Here is a 22,052-nt window from a genome sequence, read left to right as displayed (position 1 = left end):
ATGCAGGACGTCTCCTCCCTGGTGGCCCAGGCCAGGGAAGGCAGGCCGCGGGCCGTGGCCCGGCTGATCTCCCTGGTGGAGGGGGCGTCCCCGCAGCTCAGGGAGGTCATGGCGGCGCTGGCCCCGCTGACCGGCAACGCCTTCGTGGTGGGTCTGACCGGCTCGCCGGGCGTCGGCAAGTCGACCTCCACCTCCGCACTGGTCACGGCGTACCGCAAACAGGGCAAGCGGGTCGGCGTCCTGGCCGTCGACCCGTCCTCGCCCTTCTCCGGCGGCGCCCTGCTCGGCGACCGGGTGCGCATGTCGGAGCACGCCTCCGACCCCGGCGTCTACATCCGCTCCATGGCCACCCGGGGCCACCTCGGCGGCCTCGCCTGGTCCGCCCCGCAGGCGATCCGCGTCCTGGACGCGGCGGGCTGCGACGTCGTCCTGGTCGAGACGGTGGGCGTGGGCCAGTCCGAGGTGGAGATCGCCGCCCAGGCGGACACCAGCGTGGTGCTGCTGGCCCCGGGCATGGGTGACGGCATCCAGGCCGCCAAGGCGGGCATCCTGGAGATCGGCGACGTCTACGTCGTCAACAAGGCGGACCGGGACGGCGCCGACGCCACCGCCCGCGAGCTGAACCACATGCTGGGTCTCGGCGAGGCCCGCGGACCCGGCGACTGGCGCCCGCCCATCGTGAAGACGGTCGCCTCCCGCGCCGAGGGCGTGGACGAGGTGGTCCAGGCGCTGGAGAAGCACCGCGCCTGGATGGAGGAGCACGGGGTCCTCACCGAACGCCGGCGCGCCCGCGCGGCCCGCGAGGTGGAGACCATCGCGGTCACGGCCCTGCGCGAGCGCATCGGGGACCTGCACGGCGACCGGCGCCTGAGCGCCCTCGCGGAGCGGATCGTCGCGGGCGAACTCGACCCGTACCGTGCCGCCGACGAACTGGTGGCGGGGATCACGAAGAGCTGAGCGGGCCGGCTCCGGCCGCCACCGGCTAGGTTGTCCTCCATGTTCCTCCTCCTGGCATAGGGCCCGCCCCGCACGCGACGCCATGACCGCTCGGCGCTCGCGTGCTTCGGCATGCCCTTCTCCCGCCTCCAGCAGAGGAACCCTCCCGCATGTCCACGCATGCTCCCGTGCGGCCTTCGTACGCCGCCGTGCTGCGCCTTCCGGGCGCCCGCCGCACCTTCGCCGCGGCCCTGACCGCCCGCCTCTCCTACGGCACCGTCTCCATCGCGGTGATGCTGTCCGTCACCCGCGCCACCGGCTCCTACGCCGTCTCCGGGGCGGTGATGTCCCTGTTCGGCGCCGCGTCGGTCTTTCTGATGCCGGTGCGCGGGGCTCTGATCGACCGGCACGGGCCTCGCCGGGCCCTCGCTCCCATGGCCCTGCTGTACGGCGCGCTGCTGACCCTGCTCGCCGTCCTGACCTGGCGTCCCGGGGCGCCGGTGGCCCCGCTCGCGGTGGTCGCGGCGCTCGCCGGCGGCTGCACACCCCCGCTGGGGCCGACGATGCGCGCGCTGTGGGCCGAGCTGGCCCCCGACCGGCATCTGCTGCAGCGCGCCTACAGCCTCGACGGCGTCGCCGAGGAACTGCTCTTCGTATCCGGTCCGGTCCTGGTCGGCGTCCTGACCGGGGTCGCCCCGCCGGCTTCCGGGATCGTGCTCAGCGCGCTGCTGATCGTGGCCGGCACCGGGGTGTTCGTCGCGTCACCGGTGATGCCGGGGCCGCGGCCGGCCGTACCGGGCGCGCGGCTCGGGGGCGTCCGGGGTCTGCTCGCGCCCGCCGTCGTCGCCCTCGGCGTCGGACTGACCCTCAGCGGGGTGGACCTGCTGACCATGGCCTACGCCTCGGCGCACGGGTACGGCGGCGATCTCGTGCCGTGGGTGCTGGGCGCGCTGTCGGCGGGCAGCGCGCTGGGGGGCCTCGCGAACGGGGCGGTGCGGTGGGTGGTCCCGGCGCGGACGCGGCTGCTCCGCTTCTCGGTGGCGCTGGGCCTGGTCGTCGCGGTGGCGGGGCTCGCGCCCGACCTCCGGGTCCTCACCGCCGCGCTGGCCCTCGCCGGGTTCTTCTTCGCCCCGACCCTGACGACGGCGTACCTCGCGGCCGACGAGTCCGTGCCCGCCGGGTCCCGGACGCAGGCCGGGGCGTGGGTCAACATGGGTGTGAACGCCGGGAGTTCGGCCGGAGCGCTGGCGACGGGGCTGCTGATCGGCCGGATGCCGCTGGGGGTCTGCTTCCTGGTGGCGGGTGCGACGGCGCTGGTCTCCGCCGTGGTGGCCGGGGCCGGCGGTGTCCCGCGGTCACGACGTGGCTGATCGCGCGGGTCGCCGCGCCCCCTTGCCGGGGGCGCGGCGACCCGCGTCCGCCTAGGGGCGCCCCCGCTGTCCCCGCAGGTGTTCGGCGATCGGCTTCAGCGCCTTGTCCAGCTCCACGAGTGCCTCCGGTGAGAGCAGGTCGATGAAGTGCCGTCGCACCGAGGACACATGGTGCGGCGCCACCTTCTTCATCGTCTCCATGCCGTGCTCCGTGAGCACCGCGTACAGCCCCCGCCGATCCGATTCACAGTTCTCGCGGCGCACGAGGTCCGCGTTCTCCATCCGCGTGATCTGGTGCGATAGCCGGCTCTTGGACTGGAGCGTGGCGGAGGCGAGGTCGCTCATCCGCATCCGCACGTCCTCCGACTCGGACAGGTTCACGAGGATCTCGTAATCGTTCATCGTCAGGCCGAACGGCTGCAGATCCTTCTCCAGCTGGTACGTCAACAGCCTGTTGACCTCCAGGTGGGTGCGCCAGGCGCACTGCTCCGCATCGGTCAGCCAGCGCGTGGCCGTTTCGGTCTCCATGAATGAAGTCTACCTAAGAAGTTGAATGGCGAACTACTTCGGGTGGTGTGACTGTGCGCACGCGTTCGACGTCACACTCCGCAGACTACCGCTCACAGCCCGAAGCGACGCTGGAGGTCCCCCAGCTGTCCGGGAAGGCGCGGTGCGCCGGGCGGTTGCGGACCGTGTCCGAGCCGCCCCGGTGAGCCACCGCCCGGGGTCCCCGGATCGGACGGTACGACCCCCGTCTCGACCTCCGCCATCAGTGCCTCCGACGACTGGAGCAGCACCGTCCCCGCACCCACGAACTCGAACTGGTGCTCCTCTCCGGAGACCCCGCCCAGGCCCGTCATCGCACGGAGTCCGCCCAGTACACCGGTCAGGTACCCGTGGTCGTAGTGATGGCACGGGGAGGGGCAGTCGGCCCAGCCGACGAGTGCCTGGGGATCCACCCGGAGAGGAGGCTCCATGAACACCACCGGCCCGTTGGACGCGGCCACGAATCTTCCGGTTCCGATGAGGGTCAGAAAACCCGGCACGATCGATTGTTTGAGCGCGAGACTTGGCTGAAAAGCGAGCAGATTGCCCGCGCGAATGGTCAAGTTCCCGTCGTCCAGGTCGTACGAGTTGACGTCGAAGGCCCGGTCGGCGAGCAGCATCTTGCCCGAGCCGCTCGCCACGACCCAGTCGCTCGCGTGCAGTGGCGAATGGAACGAGGTGCGCACGAGATGGTCGAGCCGGCCGTGCCCGATGCCGTTGAACTCGATCGCCCCGTAGTAGGCGATCATCTTCCCCTTCTGGAGGAACCACTGCCCGTCCTTGAGCTCGACGCAGAACGTGTAGCTGTTCACGTTGTCGTCGACGGGCAGGGTCATCGGGTCGTACACCACCGGGCCGCCGGGGCCGGCGGTGCCGTACGTGCCTGAGTACGCGCTCACAGCTTCTCCTCCGAGGCCTGGACGTACACCGTGCCGCTGCCGCTCAGCTCCAGCTGGAACGCCTCGCCGGAGCCGCGGCCCACCATCTCGCGCCAGCCGAGGGCGGCGGACAGTCTGTTGCGGACGTCGCCGTGGTGGGCGACATAGGCCTGCGGGTCCACGTGCACCGGGCGGTCGGGTCCGACCGGCAGCTCGAAGACGCCGCCGTGCGCCATCACGGCGACCGCGCCCCGGCCCTGGAGGGTGGTGGTGAACAGCCCCTGGCCGGTGGCCTGGCCGCGGACCAGGCCCATCACCCCGCCCTGTGAGCCCATGAACATGGTGCCCTGGCGCAGCGTGCCCTCGAAGGCGAGCAGGCGGTCGGCCTCCACGTAGAGGGTGTCGCCGGTGAGGTGGATGACGTGCACGTGATGGCCGCCGTGCCCGAAGAACACCGTGCCGCTGCCCTCGACGGTCATCAGCGGGGTCGCCTCGCCGGTCACCCGGCGCCCCAGCATGGACATCACCCCGCCCTGGCCGCCCTGGAGGTTGGGGGTGAAGGACACGTCCCCCTTGTAGGCGAGCATCGCCCCGCGCTGACTGAACAGCCGCTGCCCGGGGAGCACCGTCGCCTCGACCATCTTGGAGTTGATCTCTCGGAAGGTCATCTCACAGGTCCCCCGCGATCGTGTTCCGCTCGCTCGGCTGCACATAGACCAGGCCGTCCCCCTCGAAGCGGATCTGGAACGCCTCGCCCCCGCCCTCCCCGAGGAAGGTGCGGAACGTCACACCCGACTGGAAGGACTGCCGGACATTGCCCTGGTGGGCGACATAGGCCCCCGGATCTACGGTCAGCGGATGGCGGGGGCTGACCCGCAGTGCCACCGCGGGGCCGTCGGACATGATCGCCGCCTGGCCGTGCCCCTCCACCGTCGTGGTGAACAGGCCGTTCCCCTGGGAGGCGCCGCGCAGCCCCGTGAACGTGGTGCCCGTGCGCAGCGCCGCGTCCGTCACCAGCAGGTTGCCGGACTCCACGTACAGTTTCTCGCCCTGGAGGCGCACCAGGTTGATCTCGGTCGCCCGGTCGGCGAACCAGCAGGTCCCGTTCCCCTTCACCTCCATCACCGCCATCTGCTCACCGGTGAGCCGGCGGGTCACCATCCCGCGCAGCCCGTCCCCGCCCCCGGTGAGTTTCTTGAAGGACATCTGCCCGTCGTACGCGACCATCGAGCCGTTCTTCGCCTTCACGGCGTCCCCGGTCATCTCGACCGCGAGCACCTTGCTGCCTTGCAATCGGAACATCGCCACGCTGGGAACGTAGCGGCAGCGCGGGTGGGCCGAACAGCACCCGTGGGTGGAGCCGCACCCTGAGCGGACCCCCAGGGGCGCGGTTTGCCACAATGGCGGCACGCTTGTGCGTGCGTTCACAAACCGGTAGCCCCCCGACGGCGCTCCGTAACCGCCGGGCCGACGACCTCGGACCGGCAACCCCGGACCGGCGACCGCCGGACCCGGCCGGCCGCCTCTGCTCGCAACTCCCACCGAAGGTGATCCGTGGACATCAAGACCGCCACCGCCATCCGCCGCCTCCGCCTCGTCTCCGCCCCCGAGGCCGTGTCCTTCATCGTCCTGCTCGTCTGCTCCGTGCTGAAGCGGACCACGGACTTCAACGCGGTGCCCGTGATGGGCGCGGTCCACGGTGTCCTGTTCATCCTGTACGTGATCTTCTGGGCCGACGCCTGGAACCGCGCCAAGTGGAGCCTCGGCACCGCCGCCCTCTACTTCGTGCTCTCGGTGCTGCCCACCGGCGGCTTCTTCGCCGAGCGGAGGCTGCGCCGCGAGGCCGAGGGCGCCGTGATCGCCGCCCGCGCCCGCAAGGAAGGGGTCGTGAACGCATGATCGTCGCCTTCTCCGTGACACCCCTCGGCGTCGGCGAGGACGTCGGGGAGTACGTCGCCGACGCCGTCCGCGTGGTCCGCGAGTCCGGCCTGCCGAACCGCACCGACGCCATGTTCACCTCGATCGAGGGCGAGAGCTGGGAGGAGGTCATGGACGTCGTCCGGCGCGCCGTCGCCGCCGTCGAGGCGCGCGCCCCGCGCGTCTCACTCGTCCTCAAGGCCGACATCCGGCCCGGTGTCACCGACGGCCTCACCTCCAAGGTGGAGACGGTCGAGCGCCACCTGGCGGGTTAGCGGTTTTGAGCGATCGCTCAAAGGGAAGTACCTTCTTTCTCGAAGATCCTTTGAGCGATCGCTCAAACAGCGGCCTGACGTGGGGGAACACCATGGGTCTCTATACGGAGACACACATACGCGCCGACCTCGACCTCCTGTGGGCGCACACCCAGGACCCCGTCCTGCGCCGGCGCTGGTACCTGCTCGTCACCGAGCTCCGCCACCTCCCGGGCGCCCCGGGCGAGCCGCGGCCCTTCCACTTCACCGCGCGCCTGCCTCCCTTCCTCGCCCTCGCCGGCACCGGCGTCTCGGCCGGCGAGAAGGAACGCCCCGACGGCACCCGCACCTCCGCCCTGTGCTTCTCCTCCACCCACCCCCTCGGCCTGATCGCCGAGGGCGGCGGCTACTGGCGCTACGTCCCCGACGACCGGGGCGTGCGCTTCCTCACCGGCTACGACTACCGCCCCCGCGGCGGAGCCCTCGGCGCCGCCGCCGACCGCCTCCTGGTGCGCCCGCTGCTCGACTGGGCCACCGCCTGGTCCTTCGACCGGCTCCGGCTCTGGGTGGAGCGCGGCATCACCCCCGAGCGCGCCCTGTGCAACTGGCTCGCCGAGATCGTCGTGCGCGTCCTGCTGCTCACCGCCTGCCTCGGCGGGCTGCGCCTGGAGCGCCTGATGCGCCTGTTCGGGTCGTTCGACGCCGTCATGGCCTACCTGTGCCCGGTACTCCTGCTCGCCGCGGTCTGCCTCGCCCTGTTCAAGTCGCCGCTCGAATGCACCCCGGCCGCCCGCCGCTGCCTGCGTGCCCCCGCCACCCGGATCCGGGCGCCGCGGCTGCTGCGCACCCTCCAGAAGCGTGTGGAGGCGCCCGCGTGAGCTCCGAGACGCCGAAGGCCCGGGAGACCAAGGCCAAGCTGCTGGAGGGCGCCCTGCGCACGCTCACCGAGCAGGGCATCGCCAAGACCTCGGCCCGTACCGTGGCCGCCGCGGCCGGCGTCAACCAGGCGCTGGTCTTCTACCACTTCGGCACGGTGGACGAGCTGCTCGCGGCGGCCTGCCGGTACGGCGCGGAGCAGGCCGTCGCCCGCTACCGCGAGCGGCTCGCCGCGGTCACCTCCCTGTCCGAGCTGCTCGCCGTCGCCCGGGAGATCCACGAGCACGAGCGGGACGACGGCCATGTCGCCCTCCTCGGCCAGCTGCTCGCCGGCGCCCCCACGCACGCGGCGCTCGGGCCCGCGACGGCGGCGGGGCTGCGGCTGTGGATCGCGGAGATCGAGCAGGTGCTCGCCCGGCTGCTCGCCGGGACCCCGGTCGCCGAGTTCGTCGACCCGGCGGGGTTCGCGCGGGCGGTGGCCGCGTCGTTCGTGGGGATCGAGCTGTACGAGGGGGTCGACGCGCCGGGGGCGGAGGCGGCGCTGGGGGCGCTGGACCAGCTGGCCGCGCTCGTGGCCGCGCTGGAGGAACTGGGGCCGGTGGCGCAGCGGGCCGTTCGGCACCGCCTGCGGCGGGCCGGCCGGTGAGCGGGGGCCGGGCCGCGGGCCGGCTGCGGCCGTGCCGTGGTCCCTCGCGGTCGCCCGTGCCCCTGGGCGGGACCCCGGGCGGCCTCGGGGCGCGGCGGCGGTCGTGGGCGGTCGCGGTCGTGGTCGCGGGAGGCCGAAAGATGAGACGGAGCTGACCGGCATATGACCGGCCGGTAGGGTCTGATGACGTGCCGAAGCCACTCAGCCTCCCGTTCGACCCCATCGCCCGCGCCGACGAGCTGTGGCAGCAGCGCTGGGGCAACGTGCCGTCCATGGCCGCGATCACCTCGATCATGCGGGCCCAGCAGATCCTGCTCGCCGAGGTGGACGCGGTGGTCAAGCCGTACGGGCTGACGTTCGCCCGCTACGAGGCGCTGGTGCTGCTCACCTTCTCCAAGGCCGGGGAGCTGCCGATGTCCAAGATCGGCGAGCGTCTCATGGTGCACCCCACGTCCGTGACGAACACGGTCGACCGGCTGGTCAAGTCCGGCCTGGTCGCCAAGCGGCCCAATCCCAACGACGGCCGCGGCACCCTCGCGGTGATCACCGAGAAGGGCCGTGAGGTGGTCGACGCGGCCTCCCGCGACCTGATGGCCATGGACTTCGGGCTCGGTGCTTACGACGCCGAGGAGTGCCGGGAGATCTTCGCGATGTTCCGCCCGCTGCGGATCGCCGCGCTGGACTTCGACGAGGGGTGACCCCGGCCAAGATCTCCCGGAACGGGTGGTTACGCTCGACTCCATGAAGAAGAGCGTGCTGACCCGCTACCGCGTCATGGCCTACACCACGGGTGTCCTTCTGGTGCTCCTGTGCCTGAGCATGATCGCGAAGTACGGGCTGGACATCAGCGGCGCGGCCGACATGACCCGTGTCATCGCCATCGCCCACGGCTGGCTGTACGTCGTCTACCTGGTCTTCGCCTTCGACCTGGGCGCCAAGGCGAAGTGGCCGGTCGGCAAGCAGCTGTGGGTGCTCCTCGCGGGCACCATCCCGACCGCCGCGTTCTTCGTGGAGCGGAGGATCAGCCGGGAACTGGACGGCAAGATCGCCGACCGCACCCCGGCCGTCGCCGAGGCGTAGGCCCCCGCCGCGGGACCAGGGCCGCAGCCGCCGTACCGCACCCGTACGGCGGCTCGGGCGTCGACACTTACTAGGACGTCCAAGTAAATTCGATGGTATGGACGCTCACGCCATCGAGGAGGGCCGCCGGCGCTGGCAGGCCCGATACGACGCCGCGCACAAGCGTGACGCCGACTTCTCCACGCTCTCCGGGGATCCCGTGGAGCCGGTGTACGGGCCGCGGCCCGGTGACACGTACGAGGGATTCGAGCGGATCGGCTGGCCGGGGGAGTACCCGTTCACCAGGGGGCTCCATTCGACCGGCTACCGGGGGCGCACCTGGACGATCCGGCAGTTCGCCGGGTTCGGCAACGCCCGGCAGACCAACGAGCGCTACAAGATGATCCTCGCCGCGGGCGGCGGCGGCCTGTCCGTGGCGTTCGACATGCCCACGCTGATGGGCCGGGACTCGGACGACCCCCGCTCGCTCGGCGAGGTCGGGCACTGCGGGGTCGCGATCGACTCGGCCGCCGACATGGAGATCCTTTTCGAGGGCATCCCGCTCGGCGAGGTCACCACGTCCATGACGATCAGCGGGCCCGCCGTGCCCGTCTTCTGCATGTACCTGGTCGCGGCCGAACGCCAGGGCGTGGATCACGCGGTCCTCAACGGCACGCTCCAGACGGACATCTTCAAGGAGTACATCGCCCAGAAGGAGTGGCTCTTCCAGCCGGAGCCGCATCTGCGCCTGATCGGCGACCTCATGGAGTACTGCGCGGCCGGCATCCCCGCCTACAAGCCGCTGTCGGTCTCCGGTTACCACATCCGGGAGGCGGGGGCGACGGCCGCGCAGGAGCTGGCGTACACGCTCGCGGACGGGTTCGGGTACGTCGAGCTGGGGATGAGCCGGGGCCTGGACGTCGACGCGTTCGCCCCCGGGCTCTCGTTCTTCTTCGACGCCCATGTCGACTTCTTCGAGGAGATCGCCAAGTTCCGTGCCGCGCGGCGCATCTGGGCGCGGTGGCTGCGGGACGTGTACGGCGCGCGGACCGAGAAGGCGCAGTGGCTGCGGTTCCACACGCAGACCGCCGGGGTCTCGCTGACCGCGCAGCAGCCGTACAACAACGTGGTGCGCACCGCGGTGGAGGCGCTGGCCGCGGTGCTCGGCGGGACCAACTCGCTGCACACCAACGCCCTGGACGAGACGCTGGCGCTGCCCAGCGAGCGGGCCGCGGAGATCGCGCTGCGCACCCAGCAGGTGCTGATGGAGGAGACCGGGGTCGCGGGGGTGGCGGATCCGCTGGGGGGCGCGTGGTACGTCGAGCAGCTGACCGACCGCATCGAGGCGGCCGCGGAGGAGATCTTCGAGCGGATCAGGGAGCGGGGGCGCGCGGCCCGTCCGGACGGGCGGCACCCCATCGGGCCGATGACCTCCGGGATCCTGCGCGGGATCGAGGACGGCTGGTTCACCGGCGAGATCGCCGAGTCCGCCTTCCGCTACCAACAGGCCCTGGAGAAGAGCGAGAAGAAGGTCGTGGGCGTCAACACGCACACCGGCTCCGTCACCGGCGAACTGGAGATCCTGCGCGTCGGCCACGAGGTGGAACGCGCCCAGGTCCAGATCCTCGGGGACCGCAGGGCCGCCCGCGACGAGGACGCCGTGCGCACGTCCCTCACCGCGCTCCTCACCGCCGCCCGCGACGACTCCAGCATGATCGGACCGATGCTGTCCGCGGTCCGCGCGGAGGCGACCCTCGGCGAGATCTGCGGCGTCCTGCGCGACGAGTGGGGCGCGTACACGGAACCGCCGGGATTCTGAGGACGGCCGGGCTCCCGACGGGGGCCTCGCGGCCGGGCCGGCCAGCGGGCGGGCGGCGCGGCGGGGTCCGTGCGGCTGGTCCGCTCCGGCCGGCCCAGGGGCTCACGTGGTGGCCGCGGGCGCGGTGCCGGGGTCCGGTCCCGGCCGGGGCGGGGGCCGGGTTGTGCGGGGGTGCTTGCGGGGTCGTGGGGGCCGTTGCGGGGTGGGTCGGAGGTCACGGGGATCCGGGCTCGGCCTGGGCTCCCCGCCGGTCCGCGCCGCCGCTTCGAGCCGCCGGTCCGCGCCGCCGGGGGGGTCCCGCGTTCGTCGGGCGGGCGCGCGGTGGGGTCCGTTCGATCGGCCCGCTCCGGCCGGTCCGGGGGCTCGCGCGGTGGCCGCGGGCGCGGTGCCGGGCTCACGGAGATCTGGGCCGGTCGTGGGGCGGGTTGGGGGCCGTGGGGGGCCGAGCCGCCGGGGCGTCCCGCGTTCGTCGGGGGTGCGCACGGGGACACGGGCCCGTTGCGAGGGAGCGGGCGGGGGTTCGGATTCGGTCGGGGTTCCGTGCGGGGCGTGCCGCCGAGGTGTCCCGTGCGGCACCGGTCGCTCCGCGTCCTCATGCCGGGGCGGACAACCCCAGCAGAAGCACCCGGATGAAGCTCCGGATCCACGGGCCGTCGGCCGGTTTGCCGCTGACCAGGGTCCGGTGGACGACGGCGCCGGCGACCATGTCGAAGGTGAGGTCGATGGTGCGGGCGGTTTCCTCGGGGTCCGACTCCGGAGGGAGTTCGCCGCGGGCCTGGGCGCGGGCGCGGCCCTCGACGACCAGGCGTTTCTGGCGTTCCACGACCGAGGCTCGGATGCGTTCGCGCAGGGGTTCGTCACGGGTCGACTCCGCGACCACCGCCATGAGACCGCTGCGGCACTCGGGGCGGTCCAGGAGCGCCGCGAACTGGAGGACCACGCCCTCGATGTCGGCGGCCAGGCTGCCCGCGTCGGGCAGCCGCAGCTCGTCGAAGAGTTCCGCGACCGCGTCGACGACCAGCTCGTTCTTGCCCGCCCAGCGGCGGTAGAGCGTGGTCTTCGCCACCCCCGCGCGCGTGGCCACGTCCTGGAGCGTGAGCTTGGACCACCCCAGCTCCACCAGCGCCTCCCGGGTCGCGGCCAGGATCGCGGCGTCCGCGGTGGCGCTGCGCGGGCGCCCGGGACGGGCGGCGGGGGTGCGGCTCTGCATCCCCCGACCATAACCGGCCGGTGGCGTCCGGATCCGTGGCGTCGTGAGGGAGATCACCGGAAGGCGGTGTCGCGCGATCCCCCATTGCCATTACGCTACGGGTCGTAGCGAAAGCTCGCGAGGGACGTACGCGGGCAGAACAGCACGGCGTGGGTGGGGACCCGGCGCCGGACAGCGGCGCTTTTTTCTTCAGACGCTGGAACAGGGGAGGATAGACGCATGCAGCCACGGAACATGTCCATGAGCGGCGTGGTCGACCTCGCCGCGGTGAAGGCGGCCCAGGAGGCCAAGGCCAAGGCCGAGCAGGCGCGCGCGGAAGCGGCCCGGCAGGGCGGCACGGGCGCCGTCTCCCCGGCCGATCTCGTCATCGACGTCGATGAGGCGGGCTTCGAGCGCGAGGTCCTCCAGCGCTCCGCCGAGGTGCCCGTCGTCATCGACTTCTGGGCCGAGTGGTGTCAGCCCTGCAAGCAGCTGAGCCCGGTCCTGGAGCGACTGGCGGTCGAGTACGCCGGGCGCTTCCTCCTCGCCAAGATCGACGTCGACGCCAACCAGATGTTGATGCAGCAGTTCGGGGTGCAGGGCATCCCGGCGGTGTTCGCCGTCGTGGCGGGCCAGGCCCTGCCCCTGTTCCAGGGGACGGCCGGCGAGGAGCAGATCCGCGGCACCCTTGACCAGCTGGTGCAGGTCGCCGAGGAGCGCTTCGGCCTGACCGGCCTGACCGTCGACCCGGACGCGCGGCCGGGCGGCGCTCCCGGCGCGGGCGCCGAGGCCCCGGTCGGTCCTTACGACGCGCTGCTGAACGCGGCGGCCCAGGCCCTGGACGCCGGCGACCTGGAGGGCGCGGTCGCCGCGTACCAGAACGTGCTGGCCGACGACCCGGCCCACCCCGAGGCCAAACTCGGTCTCGCGCAGGCGGAGTTGCTGCGCCGGGTGCAGGGTATGGATCCGCAGAAGGTGCGCCGGGAGGCAGCCGAGCAGCCCAAGGACGCGAAGGCGCAGATCGCCGCCGCGGACCTGGACCTGGTGGGCGGTCATGTCGAGGACGCCTTCGGGCGGTTGATCGAGACCGTGCAGCGCACGGCGGGTGACGACCGGGACGCGGTACGCCGCCGGCTCCTGGAGCTGTTCGAGGTCGTGGGCTCCGAGGACCCCCGGGTGATCGGCGCTCGCAGGGCGCTCGCGCGGGCTCTTTTCTGACCAGTCCGTAAACGCCACGGCCTGTGACGCCGAGGTGAAAGGTTTGCCGACAATGCGTTGGGGCCGCTCCGCTTTGCCAAATCTTGGCAATCGGGGCGGCTGTTACTCCGAGTAAATCAGGGCCGTTGATCTGTCTGGTTTCGTACAGAGATCAACGGCTTTGCTCTGCCCTGTGTTGCGACTGAGTGTCGCACTCCGGGATCGCCCTGTCGGTTCTCGGTTATCCGCCCGTTACTAGCCAGTAACGAACCCCCTTGTGCGGGCGGCCAATTTGCACCACGATCGGCGACGCTCGGTCCATTCCCGTACCCCGGCACCCGGTCGGGGCGAGGGAGACTCTGGGTCCCCACCGAGCAGAGCCGGCGGCAGTGGCGCCGGCTCTCGGACAGGGGGGTCTTCGCCGGCCGGCGAAGCCTGTCCAGCAAGGTTGTGCGTGATGTGTGTCAGGCGCGACCAGTGGTTGTCGCTCGGGGGTGATCGCCGGTGATCCGGGTGCGTAGGCGCCTGCGAGTACAGGCGCTCCCCTTCCCGAGGACGTAGCACTTCTCCCATCCCTGCCCGGTCGAGCCGCCGTTCGTGGGCGAGTCCGGGCCAGGAGATGTACGTCCGAGAAGGAGGAAATATGGAGTCCCAGGTGCGTGGCGGGACCAGATGGAAGCGGTTCGCTGTGGTCATGGTGCCCAGCGTCGCCGCCACGGCGTGTATAGGTGTCGCCCTCGCTCAGGGTGCGCTGGCCGCCTCGTTCAGCGTGTCGGGTCAGTCCTTCAAGGTGACCGCGGACCAGCTGGTCGGTCACGGCTTCGAGCAGTACGGCGCCCTCGACAACGGTTACACCCTCAGTGGTGACCAGACGACCCACCCGGTCGCGGTCTCGGCGTTCAACTCGGCCGAGATCACGAACATGTGCCAGTCGGTCGTCACGCCGAACATCCCGGTGCTGGGCTCGGTGAGCCTCGTGCTGAAGGCCGGCGCGAACAAGCCGGTCGAGGCCAGCCAGCTGTACATCGACGTCGACGACCTGAGCGCCGACGCCACCTTCAACAACATCGACATCGGTGTTGCGGCCAAGGACGCCGGCAAGGGTCCGGGCATGAAGGGCGGCAAGGAGCAGGCCAACCCGTTCGGCTTCGCGCAGCAGGCCGACTCGGCCACGCTGACCGGTGTGAAGCAGACGGCGTGGGCGACCACGGCCGGCACCTTCAAGCTCAGTGGTCTGCACATGTCCGTGCAGGCGGGCACACACGAGTGCTACTAGGCACTCGTTGACGGGCGGGGGAGCCGACGGCGCCCCCGCCCGCGCCACACCCGCCGCGTCTTCACGCGCGGCACACGTCATCACCACAGCAATGCCGCACCAGGGAGCTGTTTTCCATGAGCGCCGAGACCCCTGCCGCCGACTCCGGCCAGTTCAACGTCCGGAGGCAGCAGTTCCGCGCCTGGCGGGGCGCGCGGCCGTTCTGGGCAGGTCTGTTCGTCTTGCTCGGCGGCTTTCCGATCATGTACTTCCCGTACGCCCACCTCCAGCTGGGACACCTCACGCTGGCGATGGCGACCACCGCGGGAGCGGGATCCCTGATCATCGGTGTGCTGCTCGTCGTGCTGGGCATCAGCCTCTGGTTCCAGAAGCATGTGCGGACCTTCGCGGGAGTCGCCGCGATCCTGCTGGCACTGGTGTCCCTCCCCGTGTCCAACTTCGGTGGATTCGTCCTCGGCTTCCTGTTCTCCCTCATCGGCGGAGCGATGGCCGTGGCATGGGCGCCGGGCGAGCCCGGCGGACCGGAGTCGCAGGCAGGTGAGGCCGCCCCGGGCACGGGCGGCGCACCCGAGTCCGTGCCGCTGCCCGCCCAGGGCGCCGACGGTGTGTACGAGCCGAACGACCTGTCAGGAACGAGCCCGGCCAACGGGGCGAACGGGAGGCACAGTGCCGGCTGACGAGGTGAGCCGCGGGATCGATGCGGTCGAGTCCCGCGGGAGAACCGGAGCCCGTCACGCGGCCCCCAGGAAGCCGCTGTTCACCAGGTTCCACATGCCGGCCGGCAGGGCGATAGCCACCGTGGCGATGCCGACGGCCGTGCTCATGGGCATGGGCTTCACCTCCACGCTCGCCCTCGCGGCGGGCAACGGCGGCAGCCCGGCCTCCTCGCCCGCCGCCAAGAGCCTGACGGCGGACGAGTACAAGGACTGCGTCAAGGCGCTGGACGACAGCAAGAACCCCTCGTCCTCGCCGTCGCCGTCGGCCACCAAGTCCACCGACGCGCCGACGCCGGCGTCCTCGCCGAGCGGCGACGCCACGAAGGACACGGCCAAGGACTCCTCCGGGGGCACGGCGGGCTCCTCGTCGTCCAAGGACTCGGGCTCGGGCTCGGGTTCGGGTTCCGCGGACGAGGCCGCGCCGAAGCCGACCGAGACCTCCGGTTCGGGTACGGGCTCCGGTTCGGGTTCCGGCTCCGGTACGACGACGTCGAGCACGTCGCCGAGCCAGAGCGGCGGTGGCGGACTCCTCGGCACCATCGGCGACACCCTCGGCAACGTCCTCACCGGCGGCAAGCAGGACACCGCCACGCCGTCCGCGAGCGCCACGCCCTCGGCGAGCCCGTCGCCGTCCGCGTCCGGCTCCACGGCGTCGTCGTCGGGCACGAAGCTGTCCGACACCGTCACGGACACGACCTCCAAGGCCGCCGAGACGGTCGGGGGCACGGTGAAGAACGCCACCGGCACGGTCTCGAAGACGGTCGACGGCGCGGGCAAGACGGTCGACGGCGCGGGCAGGGCGGTCAAGGACACGGCGGACTCGGCGACCCCGGGCCCGTCCACGAGCGCGAGCCCCTCGGCCGCGGACTGCCCGGCGGCCACCACCGACCAGGGCGGCGTCGACAACCAGGTGCCGGTGGCGGACGACCCCTGGTACCTCCAGGCCAGCTCGCTGCTGCTCAAGGGCGCCGACTACCAGGGCATCGTCGAGGTGCGGACGGCCGACGGCACCACCAAGAAGGTGCTGAAGTACGTCATCTCCGACGGCACCGACATCGGCGACCTGCACCAGACGGTGCACGACTCGCTGTCCGGCAAGACGTACCACGTCCAGGCGTCCAAGGGCTCGACGTCGACCATCCGCGGCGGCAAGACCGTGATGTACACCGAGCAGATCTCGGGCAACCTGTTCGGCCTGATCCCCATGACGTTCGACCCGGACAGCCCGCCCCCGCTGAACCTCCCGCTGATCTACTTCACCCATGTGAAGGTGACCCAGGCCGCCCAGTTCGGAGGCAACCTGCACGTGCCCGGGATGCACGTGTACACGACCGGCTGACCGGCCCCCAGGACCCGTCCGGGAGCCGCGGACACCGCGGAGGGCGCCCCCTTGTCCGCAGGGGGGCGCCCTCCGCGCCGTACAGGGGCCCGTGCGGGCCGCGTCAGCTCTCGCTGCCCAGGTGGTGCACCCGGATCATGTTGGTGGTGCCGGGGACACCGGGGGGCGAGCCGGCCGTGATGACCACGGTGGCGCCCTTCTCGAAGCGGGCCAGCTTGGCCAGCTCCTGGTCCACCTGGTCGACCATGTCGTCGGTGGTGTCCACGAACGGCACCACGTACGGCTCCACGCCCCAGCTCAGCGTCAGCTGGTTGCGGGTGGACTCCTCGGTGGTGAAGGCGAGGATCGGCTGGGCGGCGCGGTAGCGCGAGAGGCGGCGCGCGGTGTCACCGGACTGGGTGAACGCGACCAGGCCCCGGCCGCCGAGGAAGTCGGCGATCTCGCAGGCCGCGCGGGCCACCGAACCGCCCTGCGTGCGCGGCTTCTTGCCCGGCACCAGCGGCTGCAGGCCCTTGGACAGCAGCTCCTGCTCCGCGGCCTGGACGATCTTCGACATCGTCCTGACCGTCTCGACCGGGTAGGCGCCCACCGAGGACTCGGCGGACAGCATCACCGCGTCGGCGCCGTCCAGGATCGCGTTGGCCACGTCGGAGGCCTCGGCGCGGGTCGGACGGGAGTTGGTGATCATCGACTCCATCATCTGGGTTGCCACGATCACCGGCTTGGCGTTGCGCCGGCACAGCTCGATCAGGCGCTTCTGCACCATCGGGACCTTCTCGAGCGGGTACTCCACCGCGAGGTCGCCGCGGGCCACCATCACCGCGTCGAACGCCGCGACGACGTCCTGCATGTTCTCCACCGCCTGCGGCTTCTCCACCTTGGCGATGACCGGGACCCGGCGGCCCTCCTCGTCCATGACGCGGTGCACGTCCTGGACGTCCTTCGCGTCCCGCACGAAGGACAGCGCGACCATGTCGCAGCCCATGCGCAGCGCGAACCGCAGGTCCTCGACGTCCTTCTCGCTCAGCGCGGGCACGTTGACGGCCGCGCCGGGCAGGTTGATGCCCTTGTGGTCGGAGACGACACCGCCCTCGATCACGATCGTCCGGACCCGGGGGCCCTCCACGTCCACGACCTTCAGCTCGACGTTGCCGTCGTTGATCAGGACCTGGTCGCCGCGCCCGACGTCGCCCGGCAGCCCCTTGTACGTCGTCCCGCAGATGTGCCGGTCGCCGGGCACGTCCTCGGTGGTGATGACGAACTCGTCGCCGCGCTCCAGCTCGACCGGGCCCTCGGCGAAGGTCTCCAGGCGGATCTTCGGGCCCTGGAGGTCGGCGAGGACGCCGATGGGCCGGCCGGTCTCCTTGGACGCGGCACGGACGCGGTCGTACCGCGCCTGGTGCTCGGCGTGGGAGCCGTGGCTGAAGTTGAAGCGGGCCACGTTCATGCCCGCCTCGATCATGGCGACGAGCTTCTCGTGGGAGTCGACCGCGGGGCCGAGAGTACAGACGATTTTCGAACGGCGCATGGGGCGATCCTATCGGTTTGTTTCGCTACGGAATATTCCGTCTGGCGGAAGATACAAATGAGAGGAGTCCTGCTCAGGTGCTGCTCAATTGCTCTTTCCGACCAGTGCGTAGGTCTGCGTCGCGATCTCCAGTTCTTCATCCGTCGGCACCACGGCCACGGCCACCCGCGCGGACCCGGGCGAAATCAGCCGGGCCCCGTCGCCGCGCACGGAGTTCAGCTCCGGGTCGACCGCCGCGCCCAGCCCCTCCAGGCCCGCGATCGCCGCCTGCCGCACGGGCGCCGCGTTCTCCCCGACCCCGGCGGTGAACGCGATCGCGTCCACCTTCCCGAGGACGGCGAAATAGGCGCCGATGTACTTCTTGAGCCGGTGAATGTAAATGTCGAAGGCGAGAGCGGCTTCCTGGTCGCCCTCGTCGATCCGGCGGCGGATCTCCCGCATGTCGTTGTCCCCGCACAGACCGAACAAGCCGCTCCTCTTGTTGAGGAGAGTGTCGATCTCGTCCATGGACATTCCGCCAACCCGTGCCAAATGGAAGATGACGGCGGGATCCAGATCACCGGAGCGCGTACCCATCACCAGCCCCTCCAAAGGCGTGAGCCCCATGGAGGTGTCCACGCACCGGCCCCGCTCCACCGCGGACGCGGAGGCGCCGTTGCCGAGGTGCAGCACGATCACGTTGACCTCGGAGGGGTCCTTGCCCAGCAGCCGGGCCGTCTCGCGGGACACGTAGGCGTGCGAGGTGCCGTGGAAGCCGTAGCGGCGCACCCGGTAGCGGTCCGCGAGGCGCGGGTCGATCGCGTAGCGCGCCGCCGACTCCGGCATCGTGGTGTGGAACGCGGTGTCGAACACGGCGACCTGCGGCAGGTCGGGGCGCAGCGCGCGGGCGGTGCGGATGCCGGTCAGGTTGGCCGGGTTGTGCAGCGGGGCGACCGGGATCAGCCGCTCGATCTCGGTGATCACGCCGTCGTCGACGACGGTGGGCTCGGTGAAGAACATCCCGCCGTGCACCACCCGGTGCCCGATCGCCAGCAGGTCCGGCGAGTCGAGGCCGAGGCCGTCGCGGGCCAGTTCCCCGGCGACCGCCTTGAGCGCGGCGTCGTGGTCGGCGATCGGGCCGTCCTGCTCGCGGGTCTCGCCGCTGCCCGCGACGGTGTGCTTGAGCCGGGAGGTCTGCTCGCCGATCCGCTCGACCAGGCCGAGGGCGAGCCGGCTCGCGTCCCGCATGTCGAGCAGCTGGTACTTCAGCGACGAGGAGCCGGAGTTGAGGACGAGGACACGGGTCGCGGTCACGGTGCGGGCACGCTTTCTGTTCGGTCTGCGGAGGTCTGGGCCTGGATGGCCGTGATGGCGACGGTGGTCACGATGTCCGGTACCAGGGCGCCCCGGGACAGGTCGTTGACCGGCTTGTTCAGCCCCTGGAGGACCGGGCCGACGGCGATCGCGCCGGCCGAGCGCTGCACGGCCTTGTAGGTGTTGTTGCCGGTGTTGAGGTCCGGGAAGATCAGCACCGTGGCCTGCCCGGCGACCTCGGAGCCCGGCAGCTTGGTCGCGGCGACGGTGGGCTCCACGGCGGCGTCGTACTGGATCGGCCCCTCGATCCTCAGATCGGGCCGGCGGGCGCGGACCAGCTCGGTGGCCGCGCGCACCTTGTCGACGTCGGCGCCCGTGCCGGAGGTGCCGGTGGAGTACGACAGCATCGCGATCCGCGGCTCCACCCCGAAGCGGGCCGCCGTACCGGCCGACTGGACGGCGATGTCGGCGAGCTGCTCGGCGTCCGGGTCGGGGTTGACCGCGCAGTCGCCGTAGACCAGCACCTTGTCGGCCAGGCACATGAAGAACACCGAGGAGACGATCGCGGCCTCCGGGCGCGTCTTGATGATCTCGAAGGCCGGGCGGATGGTGGCCGCCGTGGAGTGCACCGAGCCGGAGACCATGCCGTCGGCGAGGCCCTCCTCGACCATCAGGGTGCCGAAGTAGTTCACGTCCGTGACGACGTCGTACGCCAGCTCCACCGTGACGCCCTTGTGGGCGCGCAGGGCCGCGTACTTCTCGGCGAAGGCGTCGCGCAGCTCGGAGGTGGCCGGGTCGATCAGCTGGCTGTCGCCGAGGTCGATGCCCAGGTCGGCGGCCTTCTTGCGGATCTGGTCGGCGGGGCCGAGCAGGGTCAGGTCGCACACGCCCCGGCGCATCAGCACCTCGGCCGCGTGCAGCACCCGCTCCTCGGTGCCCTCCGGGAGCACGACCCGGCGCCGGTCGGAGCGGGCCCGCTCCAGCAGCGTGTGCTCGAACATCATCGGGGTGACGCGGTCGCCGCTCGGCGCGGAGATGCGGCCGGCCAGCTCGGCGGTGTCGACATGGCGTTCGAACAGGCCGAGCGCGGTCTCCGCCTTGCGCGGGGTGGCCGCCGTCATCCGGCCCTCCAGGGAGAACAGCCGCTCGGCGGTGGGGAAGCTGTTGCCGCGCACCGCCAGGACCGGGGTGCCCGGGGCGAGCCGGGCGGCCAGCGTGAGGATCTCCTGGCCCGGCACCTCGTCCAGGGTGAGCAGCATGCCGGCTATCGGCGGGGTGCCGGCGCTGTGCGCGGCCAGCGCGCCCACGACCAGGTCCGCGCGGTCTCCGGGGGTGATGACCACGCAGCCCGGGGTCAGAGCGGCCAGCAGGTTCGGCAGCATGGCGCCGCCGAAGACGAAGCCGAGGGCGTCGCGGGCGAGCCCGGAGTCGTCGCCGAGCAGCACCCGGGCGTCCAGGGCCTGGGCGATCTGCGCGATGGTCGGCGCGGACAGGGCGGGCTCGTCGGGCAGCACGTAGCAGGGCACCGGCAGCCGGGAGGCCAGGCGCTCGGCGATCTCGTCGCGGTCCTCGCGGGAGACCCGGTTGGCGACCATGGCGAGGACGTCGCAGCCCAGGCCGTGGTAGGCGCGGTAGGCGTTGCGGACCTCCGCGCGCACCGACTCGGCGTTCTGGCCGCGGCCGCCGACGACCGGCAGCACGGAGGCGCCGAACTCGTTGGCCAGCCTGGCGTTGAGGGCCAGCTCGTCCGGGAGCTGGGTGGCGGCGTAGTCGGTGCCGAGGACCAGGACCACGTCGTAGTCGCGGGCCAGCTGGTGGAACCGGTCGACCAGGGTGGAGACCAGCTCGTCGGTGCCCCGCTCGGCCTGGATCGCGGACGCCTCCCGGTAGTCCATGCCGATCACGGTCGCCGGGTCCTGGGAGAGGCGGTAGCGCGCCCGCAGCAGCTCGAACAGCCGGTCGGGGCCGTCGTGCACGAGCGGGCGGAAGACCCCCACCCGGTCGACCTGCCGGGTCAGGAGTTCCATGACCCCCAGCTCCACGACCTGGCGGCCGTCGCCGCGGTCGATGCCGGTCAGGTACACGCAGCGCGTCACGTGTCCACTCCGTTTCTCATGTCGCCGTCGAAGGGCCGTCGCAAGGTCGTCATCGAAGGGTCGTCGTCGATTGGTCGGCACAAAAATCGCCCACCAGGGTGAGCGGAACCCTCTTGACAGTACCCCTCGGCCGGGATAAGGCGCCCGTCAGGATCCCGGGGCTCCCCGGCGGACGTGAAAGAATCGGGGCAGCCTCACGCACGGACGAGACAGCGAGCAGGAGACACAGCACGATGCGCATCGGAGTTCTCACCGCAGGCGGCGACTGCCCCGGCCTGAACGCCGTGATCCGTTCGGTCGTGCACCGCGCGGTGACGCAGTACGACGACGAGGTCATCGGGTTCGAGGACGGCTACCGGGGTCTGCTCGACCGCCACTACCGCGCCCTCGACCTGGACGCGGTCGGCGGCATCCTGGCCCTCGGCGGCACCATCCTCGGCTCCTCCCGCCTGGAGCGGGACCGGCTGCGGGAGGCCTGCGAGCGGGCCACCGACATGGTCGGGGAGTTCGGCATCGACGCGCTGATCCCGATCGGCGGCGAGGGCACCCTGACGGCGGCCCGGATGCTCTCCGACGCGGGCCTCCCGGTCGTCGGCGTGCCCAAGACGATCGACAACGACATCTCGTCCACGGACCGCACCTTCGGCTTCGACACCGCGGTGGGCGTCGCCACCGAGGCGATGGACCGCCTCAAGACCACCGCCGAGTCCCACCAGCGGGTGATGGTGGTCGAGGTCATGGGCCGGCACGCGGGCTGGATCGCGCTGGAGTCCGGTATGGCCGCCGGCGCCCACGGCATCTGCCTGCCCGAGCGCTCCTTCGACCCCGCGGACCTGGTCAAGATGGTCGAGGAGCGCTTCTCGCGCGGCAAGAAGTTCGCCGTGATCTGCGTCGCCGAGGGCGCGCACCCCGCCGAGGGCACCATGGACTACGGCAAGGGCGCGATCGACCAGTACGGCCACGAGCGCTTCCAGGGCATCGGCACCGCCCTCGCCTACGAGCTGGAGCGCCGCCTCGGCAAGGAGGCCAAGCCGGTCATCCTCGGCCACGTCCAGCGCGGCGGCGTGCCCACCGCCTACGACCGCGTCCTCGCCACCCGCTTCGGCTGGCACGCCGT

General features: G+C 71.6%; 22 protein-coding genes. 14 read left to right on the top strand and 8 right to left on the bottom strand.

What is annotated here, in order from left to right:
* Positions 1-957 carry a methylmalonyl Co-A mutase-associated GTPase MeaB gene (gene meaB / locus VT52_RS09880; RefSeq protein ID WP_046424315.1) on the top strand — a complete coding sequence of 319 codons (957 nt, stop codon included), beginning with the start codon at positions 1-3 and terminating at the stop codon, positions 955-957.
* A gap of 149 nt (positions 958-1,106) precedes the next feature.
* Positions 1,107-2,306 carry an MFS transporter gene (locus VT52_RS09875; protein WP_046424312.1) on the top strand — a complete coding sequence of 400 codons (1,200 nt, stop codon included), beginning with the start codon at positions 1,107-1,109 and terminating at the stop codon, positions 2,304-2,306.
* Between the two features lie 51 nt (positions 2,307-2,357).
* On the opposite strand, the gene VT52_RS09870 is transcribed toward VT52_RS09875, so the two are convergent.
* The 4 genes from VT52_RS09870 to VT52_RS09855 form a co-directional block, all read right to left on the bottom strand.
* A complete protein-coding gene (locus tag VT52_RS09870; protein ID WP_046424311.1) occupies positions 2,358-2,834 on the bottom strand; it encodes a MarR family winged helix-turn-helix transcriptional regulator in 477 nt (158 codons plus the stop codon).
* A 92-nt stretch (positions 2,835-2,926) separates the two neighbouring features.
* Positions 2,927-3,688: an AIM24 family protein gene (locus VT52_RS09865; RefSeq protein WP_079174972.1), complete on the bottom strand. Its 762-nt coding sequence runs from the start codon at positions 3,686-3,688 to the stop codon at positions 2,927-2,929.
* 59 nt (positions 3,689-3,747) lie between these two features.
* A complete protein-coding gene (locus VT52_RS09860) occupies positions 3,748-4,398 on the bottom strand; it encodes an AIM24 family protein (RefSeq protein WP_046424307.1) in 651 nt (216 codons plus the stop codon).
* A gap of 1 nt (position 4,399) precedes the next feature.
* Complete coding sequence (locus VT52_RS09855) at positions 4,400-5,032, bottom strand: AIM24 family protein (protein WP_046424306.1); 633 nt, start codon at positions 5,030-5,032, stop codon at positions 4,400-4,402.
* A gap of 252 nt (positions 5,033-5,284) precedes the next feature.
* Here VT52_RS09855 and VT52_RS09850 point away from each other — a divergent pair, with 252 nt between their 5' ends.
* The 7 genes from VT52_RS09850 to VT52_RS09820 all read left to right on the top strand — a co-directional run bounded on the left by VT52_RS09850 (position 5,285) and on the right by VT52_RS09820 (position 10,301).
* A complete protein-coding gene (locus tag VT52_RS09850; RefSeq protein WP_046424304.1) occupies positions 5,285-5,629 on the top strand; it encodes a DUF3817 domain-containing protein in 345 nt (114 codons plus the stop codon).
* A complete protein-coding gene (locus tag VT52_RS09845) occupies positions 5,626-5,922 on the top strand; it encodes an MTH1187 family thiamine-binding protein (protein ID WP_046424303.1) in 297 nt (98 codons plus the stop codon). The genes VT52_RS09850 and VT52_RS09845 overlap by 4 nt, the downstream gene beginning before the upstream one ends.
* A gap of 92 nt (positions 5,923-6,014) precedes the next feature.
* Positions 6,015-6,779, top strand: a complete 765-nt coding sequence (locus tag VT52_RS09840) for a hypothetical protein (RefSeq protein WP_046424301.1) — start codon at positions 6,015-6,017, stop codon at positions 6,777-6,779.
* Positions 6,776-7,423: a TetR/AcrR family transcriptional regulator gene (locus tag VT52_RS09835; RefSeq protein WP_046424300.1), complete on the top strand. Its 648-nt coding sequence runs from the start codon at positions 6,776-6,778 to the stop codon at positions 7,421-7,423. Before VT52_RS09840 ends, VT52_RS09835 begins: the two co-directional genes overlap by 4 nt.
* 188 nt (positions 7,424-7,611) lie before the next feature.
* Positions 7,612-8,121: a MarR family winged helix-turn-helix transcriptional regulator gene (locus VT52_RS09830; protein ID WP_046424299.1), complete on the top strand. Its 510-nt coding sequence runs from the start codon at positions 7,612-7,614 to the stop codon at positions 8,119-8,121.
* A gap of 43 nt (positions 8,122-8,164) precedes the next feature.
* The gene (locus tag VT52_RS09825; protein ID WP_046424298.1) at positions 8,165-8,503 is read left to right on the top strand and encodes a DUF3817 domain-containing protein; all 339 of its coding nucleotides are present in this window, start codon (positions 8,165-8,167) and stop codon (positions 8,501-8,503) included.
* Positions 8,504-8,600: 97 nt separating this feature from the next.
* Positions 8,601-10,301, top strand: a complete 1,701-nt coding sequence (locus VT52_RS09820) for a coenzyme B12-dependent isobutyryl-CoA mutase large subunit (RefSeq protein ID WP_046424297.1) — start codon at positions 8,601-8,603, stop codon at positions 10,299-10,301.
* A gap of 592 nt (positions 10,302-10,893) precedes the next feature.
* On the opposite strand, the gene VT52_RS09815 is transcribed toward VT52_RS09820, so the two are convergent.
* Positions 10,894-11,511 (bottom strand): TetR/AcrR family transcriptional regulator, encoded by a 618-nt coding sequence (locus VT52_RS09815; protein ID WP_046424296.1) that lies wholly within the window; start codon positions 11,509-11,511, stop codon positions 10,894-10,896.
* Between the two features lie 219 nt (positions 11,512-11,730).
* Here VT52_RS09815 and VT52_RS09810 point away from each other — a divergent pair, with 219 nt between their 5' ends.
* The 4 genes from VT52_RS09810 (at position 11,731) to VT52_RS09795 (ending at position 16,018) form a co-directional block, all read left to right on the top strand.
* Positions 11,731-12,708, top strand: a complete 978-nt coding sequence (locus tag VT52_RS09810) for a tetratricopeptide repeat protein (protein ID WP_046424294.1) — start codon at positions 11,731-11,733, stop codon at positions 12,706-12,708.
* A gap of 622 nt (positions 12,709-13,330) precedes the next feature.
* A complete protein-coding gene (locus VT52_RS09805) occupies positions 13,331-13,963 on the top strand; it encodes a DUF6230 family protein (RefSeq protein WP_046424293.1) in 633 nt (210 codons plus the stop codon).
* Positions 13,964-14,079: 116 nt separating this feature from the next.
* The gene (locus VT52_RS09800; RefSeq protein WP_046424291.1) at positions 14,080-14,640 is read left to right on the top strand and encodes a DUF6114 domain-containing protein; all 561 of its coding nucleotides are present in this window, start codon (positions 14,080-14,082) and stop codon (positions 14,638-14,640) included.
* A gap of 151 nt (positions 14,641-14,791) precedes the next feature.
* On the top strand, positions 14,792-16,018 hold the full coding sequence (locus VT52_RS09795) for a hypothetical protein (protein WP_240509705.1): 1,227 nt from the start codon (positions 14,792-14,794) through the stop codon (positions 16,016-16,018).
* A gap of 103 nt (positions 16,019-16,121) precedes the next feature.
* On the opposite strand, the gene pyk is transcribed toward VT52_RS09795, so the two are convergent.
* The 3 genes from pyk to pta form a co-directional block, all read right to left on the bottom strand.
* Positions 16,122-17,546 carry a pyruvate kinase gene (gene pyk, locus VT52_RS09790; RefSeq protein WP_046424290.1) on the bottom strand — a complete coding sequence of 475 codons (1,425 nt, stop codon included), beginning with the start codon at positions 17,544-17,546 and terminating at the stop codon, positions 16,122-16,124.
* An 84-nt stretch (positions 17,547-17,630) separates the two neighbouring features.
* A complete protein-coding gene (locus tag VT52_RS09785) occupies positions 17,631-18,839 on the bottom strand; it encodes an acetate kinase (RefSeq protein ID WP_046424289.1) in 1,209 nt (402 codons plus the stop codon).
* Positions 18,836-20,935 (bottom strand): phosphate acetyltransferase, encoded by a 2,100-nt coding sequence (gene pta / locus VT52_RS09780; RefSeq protein ID WP_046424287.1) that lies wholly within the window; start codon positions 20,933-20,935, stop codon positions 18,836-18,838. The genes VT52_RS09785 and pta overlap by 4 nt, the downstream gene beginning before the upstream one ends.
* Before the next feature lie 233 nt (positions 20,936-21,168).
* Between pta and VT52_RS09775 the strand changes: the two genes are divergently transcribed.
* Positions 21,169-22,052 (top strand): ATP-dependent 6-phosphofructokinase (locus VT52_RS09775; RefSeq protein WP_071387423.1); only part of this gene is annotated, 884 nt, incomplete at its 3' end.

This window comes from Streptomyces malaysiense, from assembly GCF_000980885.2.
Taxonomy (GTDB): Bacteria; Actinomycetota; Actinomycetes; order Streptomycetales; family Streptomycetaceae; genus Streptomyces; species Streptomyces malaysiense.
Note: the sequence above shows the minus strand (reverse complement) of the source record. Positions and strands in the feature narration are given on the sequence as shown.